Source organism: Acinetobacter sp. C32I (assembly GCF_023702715.1).
GTDB lineage: Bacteria > Pseudomonadota > Gammaproteobacteria > Pseudomonadales > Moraxellaceae > Acinetobacter.
In genome coordinates this window covers 2,001,481-2,018,710 of sequence record NZ_CP098480.1, presented here as the reverse complement: position 1 = coordinate 2,018,710, position 17,230 = coordinate 2,001,481, and the positions used below count along the sequence as shown (strand labels likewise).

The following is a 17,230-nucleotide window of genomic DNA, read 5'->3' as shown; positions in this document are numbered from 1 at the left end:
ATTAGTTTAAATTATCGAGATATTTCTCTGCATCTAAGGCCGCCATACAGCCTGAACCCGCTGAAGTAATGGCTTGACGATAGATACTATCTGCGACATCACCTGCAGCAAATACGCCTTCTACAGAGGCAGCAGTGGCGTTGCCCGCTGTACCACTATGCACTTGGATATAGCCATCGCGCAGATTCAACTGACCATCAAACATGCCTGTATTTGGCTTATGTCCGATCGCAACAAACAAGCCTTGAACTTGTACATCCTGAGTGCTTGCATCTTGGGTTGATTTGATACGAACAGCGGTTACGCCGGTTTTATCACCCAATACTTCATCCACTTGATGGTTCCAGATAATACTGATTTTGCCTTCTTTTTCTTTGGCAAAAAGATGGTCTTGTAAAATCTTTTCAGAACGTAAGCTGTCACGACGGTGAACAAGGGTCACATGCGCTGCAATATTAGAAAGATAAAGTGCTTCTTCAACTGCTGTGTTACCACCACCAACAACCATGACATTTTGGTTCTTATAGAAGAAACCATCACAGGTTGCACATGCGCTCACGCCTTGGCCCATAAACGCAGCTTCAGATTCAAGCCCTAAATATTGTGCAGTTGCACCTGTTGCAATAATCAACGCATCACATGTGTACTCTTCCATATCGCCTTTGAGAACGAATGGACGAGTATTCAGGTCTACTTCATTGATGTGATCGTAGACGATTTCTGTGCCGAAACGTTCTGCATGTGCTTGCATACGTTCCATAAGCACAGGACCCGTTAATCCTTCTGGGTCACCTGGCCAGTTGTCAACTTCAGTGGTCGTTGTTAATTGACCACCGAGTTGCAAACCTGCAATCAGTGTTGGCTTGAGGTTAGCACGTGCAGCATAGACTGCTGCGCTATAGCCTGCAGGACCAGAACCCAAAATAATTAACCGTGAGTGACGAGCGCTCATTAAAGAACATCCTTTTTATATTAAAACTGCTAAAATTATACGTGAATCCAGAGGGGAGTGGGGTAAATCGATCGGGATAATATTGATTAACTCAATCGAATTGAACTATATCCGTGCAGGATGTTAACAACAACAGTAAACAATCGTGCATCTTTTTTGTAAGAACGAGTGCATAATATAAAACTTATTGATTAAGGCATTTTAGGCCTTAAAAGATACCAACAAATAACGAATCGGGTTACAGGACTGTATATGACTGCGGTGTCAAGTGTTTATGCACAACGCTTTTTAATGACATTATTTTTGATTTCTTTTGGCATTTATTTATTTCTTGCCACAGTAACCTATACACCGTTTGATCCGGGTTGGATGCACATTTCCAGTGATACCCAGCAGGTTTCAAATGCCAGCGGTGTGGCAGGCGCTTGGATCGCAGATTTATTGTTCGGCTTCTTGGGATGGGCAAGCTTGCTGATTCCTTTATTTTTATTTATTGAAGCCATTCAAGTCTGGTGGCCAAGAAGCTTTCTTAACCGTCCATTTCGTTATGCTGCCCAGTTCTTCTTGATCCTGTCCATTTCCAGTCTATTGTACCTGCATTGGAATACCCCCGCAGATACTTTGGACAATGCAGCTGGAGGAATCATTGGTTATGAATTGGGACAGAGCTTGTCGCAATTATTGACCATTTATGGCGCAACTTTGTTCTTACTCGCATTCAGTATTCTATTATTGACTTTGGCTTTTGGGATTCAGTGGAACAAGACCTGGGCTACATTGAAAAATACGCCTGCTTATTTACAGGATTTATTTTATAAAAATGTGCCTCAGAATGAATCTGCGTATGATCTGACTGAGCAATTAGCCGCTGCAGATACACCAGCAATCAAGAATAAAACTCAAAAAGAGTCTGATCCAGAATTTGAAACAGAAGAAGCTAAAGTCAATCAGGTTCAGGCAAAACTGATTAAAATTGATGATTCACATCATCAGTTGATGGCAGAAAAACTGTTTGCTGATGTAGTTGCGAAAGAACAGCAACAAAGTACTCAACCTGCACAAGCGGAACAACTTGAAGATTTTGAGCAAACCTTACAGCGCGCGCATCAATTTGAAAATGAAAGCCAGCGTTTGGTGCAAACTGGTGAAGTGTGGCGTGCATTGCAACGCGATGATGCAAGTCATAAGCAAGAGATTGATGCCTTATTAAGAGCGGCGGATGATTCTGCCAATGCGGCTCATCCCTATGCAGCGCCTGCTGCACACGTTGCAACGCAGCCATCCAGTCATCGTAATTTAGATTGGAATGATGACCAAATCTTTGATGAATTGTTGGCTGCTGTTCCAAACAGTAAGACGGCAACAGATTTACATACCCCATTTACGCAAGAGCCTCCGGCGCATTCAGCCCCTCAGGTTGCTGAGGTCGAATTTGAGGCAGATATTGAAGCCTTGATTAATGAGTCTGCAAGACCAGCAGCTGTACAGCCAGAGGCTGCACCGATTCAAAATGCAATCCATTCTATCCAAGAGGATGTTCATCGCATCGCTGAGCAGCAAGCAGATGATTTTAGTGATCTTCTGGTCGAAGAAGAGCGTGAACAGGCTTCACCACGAACGACCAGTTATGCGCAATCCTCTGCTTTTGTAAAAGCACCGATTGAGGTTTCAACGGCGCCGAAAGAAACACTGTCTAAAGAAGCTTTTATCGAAGCATGGCAGGAAACGGCAGGTAAAGCAGATCCAGATGCGGATTTAGATATCGAAGAAGATTTTGATCTGGATGCGCCGTTAACGGATGCATTTGGTCGTCCGATGTCACGCGCCATGCAAGTCGCGCAAAAACGCCGTGATCTACCGACTTTACCAGGTCTGGAATTGCTGGATGAAGTTGATCCAAACAAAAAGGTCAATTTCACCGCTGAACAATTAGCACGTCTTTCTGAGCTGTTAGAGATCAAACTACAAGAGTTTAATGTGAAGGCTCAGGTGGTCGAAGCCCAGCCGGGACCAGTCGTAACACGTTTTGAACTCGATCTTGCACCAGGTGTAAAAGCCTCTAAAGTGACCAATATTTCACGCGATCTGGCACGTTCAATGTCGATGGCTTCGGTTCGTGTGGTTGAAGTGATTGCAGGAAAACCATATATCGGAATTGAAGTGCCGAATAGTAGCCGTGAAATGGTACGCTTGATTGAGTTATTGAAAACGCCAGCTTTTGAAGACCCTGCAGGTTTGCTCTCTATGGCGATGGGTAAGGACATTTCAGGTAATCCTGTCATTACTGACCTCGGTAAAGCACCACATATGCTGGTTGCGGGAACCACAGGTTCTGGTAAGTCGGTTGCCGTGAACTCAATGATTCTTTCGATGTTATTGAAGTATACGCCTGACCAGTTACGTTTGATTCTGATCGATCCGAAGCAGCTTGAATTAGCCAACTATAATGATATTCCACACTTATTAACGCCTGTGGTCACTGACATGAAAGATGCGGTCAGTGCTTTAAACTGGTGTGTCAATGAGATGGAACGCCGTTATAAATTGATGTCCTTCTTGAAAATTCGTAAGTTGAGCGACTATAACCGTAAGGTCGAAGAGGCAATTGCCAATGGTGAAGACCTCATTGATCCAACATGGAAAGCCAGTGATTCGGTGGTCGGTGAGCGTGCACCGCGTTTGACACCGTTACCGTCGATTGTGATTGTTGCGGATGAGTTTGCAGACATGATCATGCAGGTCGGTAAAAAAGCGGAAGAAATGATTACTCGCTTGGCACAAAAATCGCGTGCTGCGGGTATTCATCTGTTACTTGCAACCCAACGTCCTTCGGTGGATGTGATTACAGGTTTGATTAAAGCCAATATTCCAACCCGTGTTGCATTACGCGTAAACAGTAAAATTGACTCACGTACTATTCTCGATGCAGGTGGTGCAGAAGACTTACTCGGTCATGGTGATATGTTGTTCCTAGGACCAGGTAAAATCGAGCCTGAGCGTGTGCATGGTGCCTTTATTAGCGATGATGAAGTGAACCGTATTTGTGATGCTTGGCGTGAACGTGGTGAGCCGGATTATGTTGATGAAATCCTGACGCCATTTGATGAGGAGCCAAGCTCACGTGGTTTTGAAGATGGGGATGGTGATCCAAGTCGTGATGCGCTGTATGATCAATGTGTATCGTTCGTTTTAGAGACACGTAAAGCATCGACCTCATCGCTACAACGTAAATTTAGCTTGGGCTATAACCGTGCGGCACGCATTATCGACCAAATGGAAGAGAATGGCATTGTCAGCTCAATGGGCGCCAATGGTAAGCGAGATATTCTGGTTTAAAATTATCTGCTAAAAAAAGCCTCTATTGATAGAGGCTTTTTTTATTGGTATTCAGTGGCTTTATTGAAGAAGCGATTAAGCAAATTTTGCTAAAACTTCTAAGAAGCCATCTTTTTGACGCGGAAATTGAGCAATCACATCATGAATGCGCTGTCCTTCAGGGTTGGTTGCATTCAAGTCACGACCATCTGCCAAAAACTGGGTAATCAAGCGCTCATAGTCATTTGGACGCATATGTTTGAATGCATGATAAAGCACATGAAAGTCAGCATTTACGCCAGTTGGAGGAAGTTGGTTAAGGTAGGCAAACACACGCTCATCTGACCATTCTTCATTGAAAGTTGCTGGCTGTGATAATGCCATGACAATCTCCTCAGTCTTATAAAATAATAAAGGCAAAATCCTTGAAGTGGGGGAAAGCCATGCTTTCCAAAATCCACTCGCGTATTTTGCCTTTATTTGCGAAAAATCGCTAATGAAAAAACTGCTATCGATCTTCAGGTAAATTGATATTCATTTCTAACATTTCGATATTTGCTTCTGAACGAACCTGCATTTGAATATGCTGTTCATCCACACCACGAACATAACGACTCACCACCTGCATGATTTCTTTTTTCATCTGGTCGATTTTGTCTTGGCCTAGGCGACGACCTAAACCTTGTTCAGAGGCAACAATTACCTTTAAACGATCTTTGGCAGTTTGTGCACTTGATGGTTTTTCATCACTGCTAAAAAGTTTACTCCAGAATCCTGCCATAATTACGCTCCAAATAGTCTAGCTAACCAACCTTTTGGCTGTACTGCAATGTGTCGATAAGGACGGTCTTCACCAAGGAAGCGAGCCACTAAATCATCATAGGCTTGACCCGCTTTTTCTTCTGCATACAGAATCACTGGCTTACCTTCGTTTGATGCTTGAAGCACGCTTGGACACTCAGGAATGACGCCCAATGTCGGCACTCGTAAAATATCTTTAGAAATATCGTCAATCGTAAGCATTTCTTGACGATCAGCACGTTCAGGGTTGAAGCGTGTGATACATAGATGCTTACGGATACGACCTTCGTTTTGTTCAACTTTTTTGGTCTTGCTATCGAGCATGCCAATAATACGGTCTGAGTCACGAACTGATGAGATTTCAGGGTTAGTTACAATGATGGCTTCATCAGCATGATACATTGCTAAAATCGCACCGCGCTCAATACCTGCTGGTGAGTCACAGATGATGTAATCGAACTCTTGAGAAAGTTCATCAATGACACGTGCAACACCTTCATCGCTCAAGGCATCTTTATCACGGGTTTGTGATGCAGGGAGAATGTACAAGTTTTCAATATCTTTATCACGGATTAGCGCTTGCTGTAAGCGTGCTTCATTATTAATGACATTGACGAAATCATAAACAACGCGGCGTTCGCAGCCCATGATCAAATCTAGATTACGTAAACCTACATCGAAATCAATCACAACAGTTTTATGACCACGTAGGGCTAAACCTGTTGCAAAAGATGCGCTTGTTGTAGTTTTACCTACACCACCTTTGCCTGACGTTACGACAACAATTTTGGCCACCGAATCCACTCCTATTTATGGTCATACGCCCCTAAAAGGGCTTATTTGGTGCTTTAAAACTCAATTCAATAAATTAAAACTGCAAGGCTTCAAATTCAAGTTCTTGCTTGTTATTTAAATAAATATGTACAGGCTTTTTGATCATATCTTTGGGAATATCATCTGCTACACAATAGGTTCCTGCAATCGAGATTAATTCTGCTTCTAAAGAGTGACAGAAAATACGTGCTGCAGCTTGCCCACCTGCACCTGCAATGACTCTACCACGAGCATTGCCATAAATGTGAATATTTCCAGATGCAATCACTTCTGATCCACTATTCATGCCCGCATTTAAGATAATATCGCCTTGATCTTGGACCAAACATTGGCCTGTCCGCAAAATCTCATCATGATAAGAGGTGATATATGCATTCGATGTGTTTTTTTGTGGTGTTTGTATTGCAGCATTATCCGCTGTTTTTACAGGAGCATGATCAACCACTTGTTCTTTAGATGCCTTGATGCGCTGTAAGGGCTGATCGGCAGGCAGAACAGGGAATTGAATCGCACGAGCTTCAGCACCCAAAATGCCATCAATGACGGCCATCGGTTGTAAACCTAAATCAATTAGAAGCTGAATTAACGCAATCAGCTCTTGTTCTACGGTACTGTCAATAATGACGAGTGTACCGACATAAGAACCTTCATTCAGTGTACTACTCAGTTGCTGTCGGATTGCATTATGGTCATTAGTGTCAAAAGTCAGACGACTAAAATTCACCATTCTGCCCGTAATCCGTATATCAGCCATAATTTATCCTTCAGGGCTTTTTAAGCGCTCTATTGTGTTGAAGCGTGTTGTAAATAAAAGCAAATGCTAGAACAAATTACACGAATTCTCTAGCTTGATTGGTAATTTTTCTTGTAATCATTCTGCTTTTTTATCCAATTGATCAGATTCTTGCAAAGTTTGCTGCCATTGTTTGACTTTTACCTGTTTTCGAATTGCTTCAAGGCTTTCAAATACCACTGATTCGACTAATTCTTCTAAGTACTGATTGTCAATATTCAGCTCACTGACCTGTTGTGCAATATATTGATAATTTTCATTCGGCTTTTGTACGGAACCTGCTGTAAAGGGTTCGATGAGGCCTGCACTGATATTTTCACCCAATCGTTGCCCAATACTTTGTATTTGTTGTTCGATACGGCCGCCTACAATCGGGATCAGACGCAACAATTGGGTCAGTTCAGGGGTATCTTCAATGGCTTGATTGACAATAACACCGACTTTTTGAGTGATCACGGGTTGTTGTTGTTGTAATGCTGTCGCCAAGGACTCCTGTAACATTGAGGTCAATGTCACAGTAAAGAGTTGTCGATGATGATCAACCAGATCATGAATAATTTTTTTATGGCTGGAGCTGGTTTGCAATTCGTGCCGAATGCCATCAATCACAGTAATGACGACACGATCAGACAGCTCTTCCATCACCACACGATAATAGAATAGAGCTTTGATACGAATGCCATCTGGCACAACCTTATAACCAAGTTCATGGAGTCGGTAGGCGATAATTCCTGCACGGAATAAACGCAGGAAACGTAAATGCGGAATAATGGCTAAGATTTCATACCAGTGAATAAAGGGGAAAAACCACCAACGGGCATGATGTTTTTGTGCAATTGAGATGATCCAGCGCACAACCAGTTCAACAATCAAAAAGATAATGAACCATGCTTCGGTGGTAATCACCCAAGGGTGTAAATGGGTACGATAAAAATCCAGCACACTGGAGAGATGGATAAAATTAAAAAACCAAGCCCCGATATTACTCATCAGGAAAAAGTTCATGCCTAGACAGAACAAGTTAAAAACAATAATAAACACCATGAAAATGTCATAGACGAGGAACAGTTTGAAAAACACACTGTTCGGATTGACATAGTTATATTTAGAGTTTTGTCCTGAGTCCTGCTGGGTCATGTCTTTACTCAATTCCTGATGAGAATATTAATTATATTTTGCTTTCATTTGTGAAATCAGCTGGTCTTTTTCAGTCCAGATTTGATCAACCCATTTTTGGAAACGTTCACGATAGGCAGGGTCATCTTCATAATTACCGCCGAGTACCCAGTCTGGAATTTCTATTTTACGTAAATCGACAGCGATACGTGATACATCTCCCAACCAGAACTCACCATAACCAGGTGCACCATCGGGATAGACAATAGTCATATCGACTAATGCATCAATTTGATCCCCCAGAATGTTAAGTGCTAAAGCTAAGCCACCCGCTTTAGGTTTGAGTAAATTCTGAAACGGAGACTGCTGTGCTGCATGTTTTTCTGGGGTAAAGCGAGTACCTTCTAAATAATTTAATAAGGTAAATGGTTGACTCAGTAACTGTTCACAGGCTTTACGTGCTTCCAGCATATCGCGTGATTTCAGCTCTGGATTTTTGGCAATTTGTTCTTTACTGTGGCGCTTCATCATTGGGAAGCCCAAAATTTTGAAGGCTTGTCCCACAAAAGGAATGAAAATAAGTTCCCACTTGGTAAAGAAGCGGGTCAGAGGCATACGGGTTAAACCAAAATATTGGTTTACTGTGGTATCGACCCAGCTTTGATGATTGCACATCATCAAGTATCGACCTTGTAAATTCAGATCGAGTTGTTCATCAATACTGATGTCCCAGTGTAAATTTGGCAGAACATGGTCAATTAACCAATTGTTTACCCCTAACCAACTATTGGTAATTTGAATATTGGTTTCATCTACTTTGGCTGATTTTTTAAATAATTTAGTGAGACCGAGTGCCAGTACAGGCGGACCATGAAAAAAGGTGCTGCCTGTAATCACGGAACTAACGGTTAATCCTTTACTGACTTTTTGCAATAGGGATGCTTTTTTATTAGCGGTAGCCATAAATCGAACCTTGAGTGCATATGTTTGAAAAAAGAGATGTTCCAACTATAAACAACAGATGTTGAAATACAACTGTATATTTTCAGATATTGACATTTTTTATATATTCAAATGCGTACATTGGTTTTTATTGGTAAGAGATAGAGACTATATTGTCAAGTTTGCTTGTAAATTGCGCATTTTTATTTTGTGATTCAAGTCTCATTATGTTTTTATTTTGAGAGACGTATAACAATGAAGAAATTGTGTTGGCGTGATCAAGTAAAATGCATCAAAATATTACAAAACTACTAACAAAGTGTTTATTATTAACAAAAAATCAATGGTCTAGCGCCATTTTCTCATTCATCATTTGTCCAGACAACAAAATACATAGACAGGAGCAACGCAATGCGTGCATTAGTAATTTCAACACTCGTAGGGGCTGGATTGGTACTTTCTGGTTGCCAAACGACTGGTAATAACATCGGTGGCGTTGAATACGACAAAGCAGCTTTAGGTGCATTAATCGGTGCCGCTGCAGGTTATGGTGTTTCTAAGGGTAACGCAAATACAAGTAAGCAAAATAACCGTGCTGCGGCAATTGGTGCAATTCTTGGTAGTGCTGGTGGTTTATATCTCGATAACAAAGAGAAAAAATTACGTGAGCAAATGGCAGGTACAGGTGTAGAAGTTGGTCGTAATCCAGATGGTTCTGTTCAATTAATCATGCCGGGTAGCATTACATTTGATACCAACAAATCAAACATCAAACCTAACTTCTACGGTACTTTAAATAAAGTAGCGCAAACTTTAGGTGAAGACAATAAGAGTGCGATCCTAGTAACAGGTTATACAGATAACACGGGTAATGATTCAATCAATATCCCATTATCTCAAGCACGTGCTCAATCAGTGAAAAACTATTTAGCTGGTCAAGGCATTTCTGGTAGCCGTATCGATGCGCAAGGTTTAGGTTCAGCGAACCCAATCGCTTCAAATGCGACTGCTGCTGGTAAAGAGCAAAACCGCCGTGTAGAAATCAGCATTTATGCTAAACAGTAATTTTTACTGATTTCAAAAAAGCCACCTTCGGGTGGTTTTTTTATTGCAGATCAAAATAGGCGACAAGCTACGGCGTGTTATTTGGATAAGGCATCATAATTTATACATATCCCTAGATTTACTATTGGGATTCTAAAACAGAGATGTCTATAATTGTGCTCGAAAAATCAGGCTCGGAAACGAGAGAGGTATAAACCATGTCATCTGCCAGTCAACTTAATGACAAGCAACTTGAGGCCATGAAATATGTTCAGGGACCATTGTTGGTGCTTGCAGGTGCAGGTTCAGGCAAAACCTCTGTAATTACCCGAAAAGTTGCTTTTTTAGTGCAGCAGTGTGGTATTCCTGCCTATCGTATTACCGCAATGACCTTTACCAATAAAGCGGCACGTGAAATGAAAGAGCGTGTCGGAAAGTTGTTGTCACGTGAAGAAGCCAAAGGGCTATCGGTCTCGACCTTTCATACCTTCGGTTTAAACTTACTCCGCCTTGAATTAAAACATTTACCGCTTAAAAATAATTTTTCGATTTTAGATGCCGATGACTGTAAACGAATCTTGATGGATTTGATGCAGCGTGACAATTTATCAGGTGCTGAGAGCAAAGAACTGCTCGCCAAGGCGATGAAGAAAATTTCAGACTGGAAAAATGATCTGATTGTCCCTGAACAAGCACACTCAACTTGTGAAACTGTTGAAGATGTCCAATTTGCGCATCTATATCAGCTCTACGAGCGCAATTTACGTGCCTATAACGCCGTTGATTTTGATGATTTGATCGTGATGCCAACACGTTTGCTTCAGGAAAATGCCGAAGTGCGTGACAAATGGCAGAACCGTGTTCGTTATTTATTGGTGGATGAATATCAAGATACCAACACAGCACAATATACCTTGGTGAAGTTGTTGGTTGGGGTCATGGGACAGTTTACCGCTGTAGGTGACGATGACCAATCCATCTATGCTTGGCGTGGCGCAAAGCCTGAAAACATGGCCTTGTTAAAAGATGATTTCCATAATCTTAAAGTGATTAAGCTGGAGCAGAATTATCGCTCGACCAGCCGTATCTTAAAAGCGGCCAATGCCGTGATTGAAAATAATCCGCATATTTTCGATAAGAAATTGTGGAGTGATAAAGGTCATGGCGAAACCATTCGTGTCATCACCTGTTTGAATGACGATGATGAAGCGGAACGTGTAGTGAAAGATCTGATCACGCATAAGCTGATGAATGGTAAAAACTGGAAAGATTATGCGGTGCTGTATCGTGGTAACTTCCAAGCACGTGTGATTGAAACCCAACTGCGTCAGATGCAAATTCCGTATAAGTTATCAGGTGGGCAGTCTTTCTTCGCGCGTGCTGAAATTAAGGATGTGATGAGCTATTTACGCCTCATCATTAACCCAGAAGATGACAGTGCCTTCTTGCGTATTATCAATACGCCTAAGCGTGCTATTGGCCCAGTGACGCTAGAGAAACTCGGTTTATTTGCCCAAGAAAATACCTTGTCTTTATTAACGGCATCGTCAGACCAACGTTTAAGCATGGTGTTACCGAAAAAAGCAGCAACACAATTACATGAGTTTGCTGATTTTATTGCGACCTTCACCCGTGAATTGCTTGATGATGATGAGCCAATGCCGAAAGTTCGTCAGATGATCAATGAAGCAGGCTATATCGATTATATCCGTGAACAGGCTGCGACGCCTGCGCAAGAGAAAACCAAACTCGACAGTGTCGAAAGTTTATATAGCAGTATTCAAAATTTGTTGAATCGTACCGATGACGTCGATGAGAAAAATATTGAAAGTGTGATTCGCAAATTGGTACTGCTGGATATGCTTGAGCAGCAGCAGGAAGAAGAAGACACGGATAAAGTGAACTTATTAACCTTGCATGCCGCCAAAGGTTTGGAATTCCCTTATGTGTATATGATTGGCCTAGAAGAAGAGCTATTGCCACATAAGAACTCGATTGCATCAGAAACCATCGAAGAAGAACGCCGTTTGATGTACGTGGGCATTACCCGTGCGCGTCAAGGTCTGACTTTAACCTTAGCAGAGCAACGTAAGAATGGCGGGCAAATGCGTCAAATGACGCCAAGCCGCTTCTTGGATGAAATGCCGCAAGATGATCTGGAATGGCATGGCCGTAAAAAGAAACTGGCACCGAATGTCGATCCAAAAGAACAAGCTCAGCAATACCTTGCCAATTTAAAAGCATTGTTGAAACGTTAAGAAATTGTAAGTAGGAAAATTTAATGAAAGTTCAAGTTAAAGTATTAGATGCCCGTTTAGGCCAAGAGTGGGCTTTGCCTTCTTATGCAACCACAGGTTCAGCAGGTTTAGATTTACGTGCTTGTTTAGATGAAGCAATTGACATTGCTGCGGGTGAAACCGTTTTAGTGAAAACTGGCTTGGCGATTTATATCGAAGATCCAAACTTTGCGGGTTTGATTTTACCGCGTTCTGGTCTCGGCCATAAACATGGGATTGTGTTAGGTAACTTGGTCGGTTTAATTGATTCTGATTACCAAGGTGAGTTGATGGTGTCGGTTTGGAACCGTGGACAAAATAGCTTCCGTTTAGAGCCAGGTGAGCGTTTAGCGCAATATGTTTTGGTTCCAGTGGTACAGGCAGAGTTCGAACAAGTGAGCGAATTTGTTGCGACTGAGCGTGGTGCTGGTGGGTTTGGACACACTGGAAAACAATAAACATTTCAGTAATTATCACTTTAAATGCAATGTTTTGCTGAAAAACGTTGCATTTTTCATATTGATTGTTGCCTCGATATATATTACAAAGCAGCTGATTCATTATTTTAATTTTTCTGAATAAGGGTTAATTAATTTCTTAATAGTTTCTGCTTTTTTTATGGATCCAAAGATTATAAAAATAGGGGCTTACAGTGAATATACAACATACATTTCCGCTGAATGTTTTCCGTGCTTATGATATTCGCGGAAAGCTCAGTAATTTAACACCGAAGATTATTAGCTCGATTGCCTACGCTTTAGCTTCGCAATATAAAAATGCTGAACAAACACATGTGGTGATTGGTTATGACGCACGTTTAACCAGCCCCGCTTATGCCCATATCATCCAACAAACCTTTGAGCAGCAAGGCTTAAAGGTCACTAACATTGGTTGTTGCTCATCGCCAATGATGTATTACATTGCCCGTGACTTTGGCGGCAACGGGATTATGGTCACAGCGAGTCATAATCCAAAGTCTGATAATGGCATTAAATGGATTTTAAAAGGTGAACCGCCAACGCCTGAAGTTATTCAGCAAGTCGGGCAATTTGCACAAATTTCTTTAATACATCGTGATGATTCGCTACTTTCAGAAAATTTGGCACATCAGATTATTTCTAAATACTGTTTGCAATATCAGCAATCATTACTGACCGATATTCAACTCGCACGCCCTTTAAAAGTGGTTTTAGATGGATTAAATGGTTCAGCAGGGCATTGCGCCAAACTGGTTTTAGAAAAATTGGGCTGTACGGTGATTGCTTTACGTTGTGATGCCAATGGCCATTTTCCAGACCATGCCCCAGATCCCTCACATGCTGAGCATTTAAGCAAGTTACAAGCCGCTATCGTGGCTGAAAAAGCCGATCTTGGGATTGCTTTAGACGGTGACGGCGATCGTGTCGTTTTACTCGATGAGAATGCACACATCATTAGCCCTGATCGCTTATTGTCGTTATTCGCGCAGATCTGCTTGCAGCAACATCCGCACAAAGAAATCGTATTTGATGTGAAGTGTTCAAGTATGGTGGCAGATACGGTACAGCGATTAGCTGGACAAGCTAAAATGATTCGTACAGGCAGCAGTTTCTTACGTGCTTACTTGTCTCAATCTCAAGGTTCAGCCGTCTTTGGTGGCGAATATGCTGGGCATTATGTGTTTAATGATGGGCGTGGCTTTGGCTATGACGATGGTCTTTATGCGGCATTAAGGGTGATGGAATATCTGACTCAATCTAGCGCAGTCAGTTTATCTGAATTATTGGCGATTTACCCAGAACGCTACTGTACTGAAGACACCTATATCAGTACCCATGATGTCAATCCACAGCAAGTTTTAAATGATATTGAAATTTTAAGTCATCGTTTAAGTGCGCGTTTAAGTAAAATTGATGGGGTAAGACTTGATTTTGACGATGGATTTGGCATTATTCGAGCATCAAATACTGGCGAATATTTTACCGTGCGGTTTGATGCAGATAATCAAACCCGATTAATTGAAATTCGCCAGACCTTTGTTTCTATGCTGCAAACGCAATATCCGCAGATTGCACAAGAACTCGCACTGGCTTAATAAGGAGAGACGCATGCCACATGAGCATATCGGCATTGATAAAGCAAAAATTTTGATCGAAGCTTTGCCGTATATCCAACGTTTTGCAGGAAAAACGCTGGTTGTAAAATATGGTGGTAATGCGATGACGGATCCTGAGTTGGAAAGTTCATTTGCCCGTGACATTGTGTTGTTAAAAACGGTTGGTCTGAATCCAATCGTTGTGCATGGTGGTGGGCCACAGGTGGATTCATTGCTAAAACGCCTAGGGCAAGAATCTGATCGTATTGATGGGATGCGCGTAACCGATCAAGCAACCATGGAAGTGGTTGAAATGGTATTGGGTGGGAGTGTCAATAAATCGATCGTAAATCTGATTAATCAGCATGGCGGTCGCGCTATTGGTTTAACCGGTAAAGATGGTAATTTACTGCGTGCACGCAAATTGCTGATGGAAAAGCAGGAAGCTGATGGTTCGATTTCACAAATTGATTTGGGCATGGTGGGTGAAGTCACTGGTGTAAAAACTGATGTGCTAGAAATGTTTACCCAAAGCGATTTTATTCCTGTCATTGCACCCTTAGGTGTGGATGAGGAAGGCAATACCTATAATATCAATGCGGATCTTGTGGCGGGAAAAGTTGCAGAAGCGCTTGGTGCTGAAAAGCTGATTTTATTGACCAATATCACAGGGGTATTGGACGAAAATAAAAATCTATTGACTGGTCTAAGCACACAAGAAGTTGATCGCCTGATTGAAACAGGTGTGATTTATGGCGGTATGATTCCGAAAGTAGGTTGTGCGCTTGATGCGGTTAAAGGTGGTGTAGTTAGTGCGCATATTGTGGATGGTCGTGTACCACATGCAAGTCTATTAGAGATTTTTACCGATCATGGCGTTGGTACATTGATTACCAACCGCGCCAAACATTAATTTATTCTATTGATTTTCAAAGAGACCTCGAAGGGTCTCTTTTTTTCGTCATCAGTTGTTCATGTTTTAGTCATCGCAATGTCATTTAAGCACTTTAAGGTGAATCTAGCCATAAGGAGCTTTCATTATGCTAGAAAAATTAAATCAATATCGCCAGACATTGACTTTACCTTTACGCCACAAACCAGCTCAAAATCAATTCCGTTTTGAATGGGTGGATAATTTAAAAGAATTACAAGAAGTACAACGCTTTAGAGCGACACAATTCAGCCATCAATTTGGGATGCGCTTTGAAGACGGTTTAGACCAAGACTTATATGATTTCGGTTGCGAGCACGCGGTATTACGGGAAAAATGGACAGGCGAAATCGTCGCTTATACACGGCTTAAATTGTTCCAAGGCCATGAAATTGGACAGAGTTATAGTGCTCAAGAATTTGAAATCGTTCCACAATTCTCTCATTTACCGAGTATTCTCGAAATTGGACGTACTTGTGTTCATCCAAAATTTCGTTCGGGTAAAGCCCTGTCAATGCTCTGGCTGAACCTGACGCCTAAAGTCCTGTGGTCGATGCGCGCCAAGTATTTGATGGGCTGCGTTAGTATTCATTTAGAAGATAATTTGGCGCGTGCTTATTACACCCACCGTCAGATTCAACAATTGGGTGAGCATCAGACGATTGATATTCGTTCAAAACGTAGCTTTGAGCCAGAGCGTCCTGATTATAGTTTCCCGCAAGATGAGCGTATGCCAAAGCTTTTCCAAACGTATTTAGGAATGCAGTCGAAATTGTCAAAACAAGCATTTTATGATGAAGATTTTAAATGTTTGGATTATTTTGTTTTCCTTGAGGTAAATAAGATTGCCACTTCTTTTGTCATGAACAAAATGGTACAGCGCTAGTAAGGTTTTGTTGATACTACAACCATGCATTGCGTTATCGGCTAAAACAACATAATCAATGCATGAAACATCTACTATGATGGCTCTTATCAAGTTTCATACCGATGTTTAGGGCCGTTTTAGCCATAACTCTACGGGACAGGGATATTTTTTGCTGCTACGTCGTTATGTTTTGTTCATTTAGAGTCACTAAATTTTACAAGCCCTGCCTCGTATCAGCTAAAAATATTCTCTGTCGCAAGCATCTGTGTAATATCAACAGAACCTCTTATCATTCTTAATCTAATAGTGAGCACATATTGAGATTTACAAGGCATCTCTCCCTCATGCACAATAGGCATAGATGTTAGATAGTTAAAAGATATGTGCCAGCTATTAGGAATGAATTGCGCCACCCCGACAGACATTACTTTTTCTTTTCGTGGGTTTTCACAACGCGCAGGGGTGACCTCTGACCACTGTGATGGTTTTGGGATCGCTTTTTTTGAAGATAAAGCCTGCCGATTATTTGTGGATAATCAATCTGCAGTCGAATCTCCTATTGCTGATTTAATTCGTAATTATCCAATCAAGTCTCGTAATGTCATTGCGCATATCCGTAAAGCCACGCAAGGTAAAATCAATTTAGAAAACTCACATCCTTTTTTGCGTGAATTATGGGGCAGACATTGGATTTTTGCTCATAATGGCGATTTACATGATTTCAAACCTAAGTTAAGTGGCCGTTTCGAGCCAGTAGGCAATACTGATAGTGAATTGGCATTTTGTTATTTGCTGGACCAGTTTGTTGAGACCTTTGGCTATACCGAACCGAGCCTGGAAGAAATCTTTGCACTGTTACAGCAGATTGCCCCACAGATTGCAGAGCACGGGACATTTAATTTCTGTTTATCAAATGGCAAGGCATTATTTAGTTATGCCACAACAAAACTACATTGGCTCGTACGTGAGTATCCATTTCAACCTGCGCATTTAATTGATCTCGATGTTGAAGTCGATTTTAGTCAAGTGACTACGCCAGAAGATCGGGTTGCAGTGATCACAACGGAGCCTTTGACGCATAATGAAGCATGGACGGCATACCAAGCAGGGGAAATGATTTTATTTCAGCATGGTAAACCGATTCTGCATGCCTTGACTCAAGTGGAACGTTTAATTCGCGAAGCAGAAAACCCAGCCTTAAAACGCGTGACTAAAGCGGACCAGTATTGAAGTGGTTCAATGGATAGAAATGAACTCATCGCTCAGCTCATTCTTTAGATTTAC

Annotated in this window: 15 protein-coding genes; 8 read left to right on the top strand and 7 right to left on the bottom strand. The window is 41.6% G+C overall.

The genetic code is table 11. The annotated features are described in order from the left end of the window. Position 1: 1 nt before the first annotated feature. Positions 2 to 952 (bottom strand): thioredoxin-disulfide reductase, encoded by a 951-nt coding sequence (gene trxB, locus NDN13_RS09690; protein ID WP_005273370.1) that lies wholly within the window; start codon positions 950 to 952, stop codon positions 2 to 4. Positions 953 to 1,204: 252 nt separating this feature from the next. On the opposite strand from trxB, the gene NDN13_RS09685 reads away from it, so the two are divergent. Further along, positions 1,205 to 4,288 carry a DNA translocase FtsK gene (locus tag NDN13_RS09685; RefSeq protein ID WP_251118085.1) on the top strand — a complete coding sequence of 1,028 codons (3,084 nt, stop codon included), beginning with the start codon at positions 1,205 to 1,207 and terminating at the stop codon, positions 4,286 to 4,288. A gap of 75 nt (positions 4,289 to 4,363) precedes the next feature. Here NDN13_RS09685 and NDN13_RS09680 read toward each other — a convergent pair whose 3' ends face one another. The 6 genes from NDN13_RS09680 to yihG form a co-directional block, all read right to left on the bottom strand. Then, positions 4,364 to 4,651, bottom strand: coding sequence for a PA4642 family protein (locus NDN13_RS09680; RefSeq protein WP_005150979.1), 288 nt, complete (start codon positions 4,649 to 4,651; stop codon positions 4,364 to 4,366). 124 nt (positions 4,652 to 4,775) lie between these two features. After that, positions 4,776 to 5,048, bottom strand: a complete 273-nt coding sequence (gene minE, locus NDN13_RS09675) for a cell division topological specificity factor MinE (protein ID WP_004655180.1) — start codon at positions 5,046 to 5,048, stop codon at positions 4,776 to 4,778. A 2-nt stretch (positions 5,049 to 5,050) separates the two neighbouring features. Further along, the gene (minD, locus tag NDN13_RS09670; RefSeq protein ID WP_016541963.1) at positions 5,051 to 5,863 is read right to left on the bottom strand and encodes a septum site-determining protein MinD; all 813 of its coding nucleotides are present in this window, start codon (positions 5,861 to 5,863) and stop codon (positions 5,051 to 5,053) included. Positions 5,864 to 5,936: 73 nt separating this feature from the next. Continuing rightward, positions 5,937 to 6,656, bottom strand: a complete 720-nt coding sequence (minC, locus tag NDN13_RS09665; protein ID WP_251118084.1) for a septum site-determining protein MinC — start codon at positions 6,654 to 6,656, stop codon at positions 5,937 to 5,939. A 117-nt stretch (positions 6,657 to 6,773) separates the two neighbouring features. Beyond that, the gene (locus tag NDN13_RS09660) at positions 6,774 to 7,832 is read right to left on the bottom strand and encodes a preprotein translocase subunit SecA (RefSeq protein ID WP_251118083.1); all 1,059 of its coding nucleotides are present in this window, start codon (positions 7,830 to 7,832) and stop codon (positions 6,774 to 6,776) included. Positions 7,833 to 7,859: 27 nt separating this feature from the next. Beyond that, entirely contained in the window at positions 7,860 to 8,774 is a 915-nt protein-coding gene (gene yihG, locus NDN13_RS09655) for a 1-acylglycerol-3-phosphate O-acyltransferase, YihG family (RefSeq protein ID WP_251118082.1), read from the bottom strand. Positions 8,775 to 9,164: 390 nt separating this feature from the next. Between yihG and NDN13_RS09650 the strand changes: the two genes are divergently transcribed. From NDN13_RS09650 to NDN13_RS09620, 7 genes are all read left to right on the top strand, one after another. Further along, entirely contained in the window at positions 9,165 to 9,818 is a 654-nt protein-coding gene (locus NDN13_RS09650) for a YiaD family glycine zipper/OmpA-like lipoprotein (protein ID WP_004805169.1), read from the top strand. A gap of 197 nt (positions 9,819 to 10,015) precedes the next feature. Next, positions 10,016 to 12,055 (top strand): DNA helicase Rep, encoded by a 2,040-nt coding sequence (gene rep, locus NDN13_RS09645; protein WP_016541959.1) that lies wholly within the window; start codon positions 10,016 to 10,018, stop codon positions 12,053 to 12,055. 23 nt (positions 12,056 to 12,078) lie between these two features. Next, the gene (gene dut / locus NDN13_RS09640) at positions 12,079 to 12,531 is read left to right on the top strand and encodes a dUTP diphosphatase (RefSeq protein ID WP_016164487.1); all 453 of its coding nucleotides are present in this window, start codon (positions 12,079 to 12,081) and stop codon (positions 12,529 to 12,531) included. Between the two features lie 194 nt (positions 12,532 to 12,725). Continuing rightward, a complete protein-coding gene (locus NDN13_RS09635) occupies positions 12,726 to 14,147 on the top strand; it encodes a phosphomannomutase/phosphoglucomutase (RefSeq protein WP_251118081.1) in 1,422 nt (473 codons plus the stop codon). A 13-nt stretch (positions 14,148 to 14,160) separates the two neighbouring features. Further along, a complete protein-coding gene (argB, locus tag NDN13_RS09630) occupies positions 14,161 to 15,060 on the top strand; it encodes an acetylglutamate kinase (protein WP_159413646.1) in 900 nt (299 codons plus the stop codon). Positions 15,061 to 15,187: 127 nt separating this feature from the next. Next, positions 15,188 to 15,964 (top strand): GNAT family N-acetyltransferase, encoded by a 777-nt coding sequence (locus NDN13_RS09625; protein WP_016541957.1) that lies wholly within the window; start codon positions 15,188 to 15,190, stop codon positions 15,962 to 15,964. Positions 15,965 to 16,327: 363 nt separating this feature from the next. Continuing rightward, a complete protein-coding gene (locus tag NDN13_RS09620; protein ID WP_251118080.1) occupies positions 16,328 to 17,176 on the top strand; it encodes a class II glutamine amidotransferase in 849 nt (282 codons plus the stop codon). The last annotated feature ends 54 nt before the right edge of the window (positions 17,177 to 17,230 follow it).

What these genes read in the sequence shown, in the direction of transcription:
- minC (WP_251118084.1), bottom strand. Translation starts at nt 6,656, where the DNA reads ATGGCTGATATACGGATTACGGGCAGAATGGTGAATTTTAGTCGTCTG.
- rep (WP_016541959.1), top strand. Translation starts at nt 10,016, where the DNA reads ATGTCATCTGCCAGTCAACTTAATGACAAGCAACTTGAGGCCATGAAA.
- dut (WP_016164487.1), top strand. Translation starts at nt 12,079, where the DNA reads ATGAAAGTTCAAGTTAAAGTATTAGATGCCCGTTTAGGCCAAGAGTGG.
- yihG (WP_251118082.1), bottom strand. Translation starts at nt 8,774, where the DNA reads ATGGCTACCGCTAATAAAAAAGCATCCCTATTGCAAAAAGTCAGTAAA.
- trxB (WP_005273370.1), bottom strand. Translation starts at nt 952, where the DNA reads ATGAGCGCTCGTCACTCACGGTTAATTATTTTGGGTTCTGGTCCTGCA.
- NDN13_RS09625 (WP_016541957.1), top strand. Translation starts at nt 15,188, where the DNA reads ATGCTAGAAAAATTAAATCAATATCGCCAGACATTGACTTTACCTTTA.
- NDN13_RS09650 (WP_004805169.1), top strand. Translation starts at nt 9,165, where the DNA reads ATGCGTGCATTAGTAATTTCAACACTCGTAGGGGCTGGATTGGTACTT.
- NDN13_RS09685 (WP_251118085.1), top strand. Translation starts at nt 1,205, where the DNA reads ATGACTGCGGTGTCAAGTGTTTATGCACAACGCTTTTTAATGACATTA.
- NDN13_RS09660 (WP_251118083.1), bottom strand. Translation starts at nt 7,832, where the DNA reads ATGACCCAGCAGGACTCAGGACAAAACTCTAAATATAACTATGTCAAT.
- argB (WP_159413646.1), top strand. Translation starts at nt 14,161, where the DNA reads ATGCCACATGAGCATATCGGCATTGATAAAGCAAAAATTTTGATCGAA.
- minE (WP_004655180.1), bottom strand. Translation starts at nt 5,048, where the DNA reads ATGGCAGGATTCTGGAGTAAACTTTTTAGCAGTGATGAAAAACCATCA.
- NDN13_RS09620 (WP_251118080.1), top strand. Translation starts at nt 16,328, where the DNA reads ATGTGCCAGCTATTAGGAATGAATTGCGCCACCCCGACAGACATTACT.
- NDN13_RS09680 (WP_005150979.1), bottom strand. Translation starts at nt 4,651, where the DNA reads ATGGCATTATCACAGCCAGCAACTTTCAATGAAGAATGGTCAGATGAG.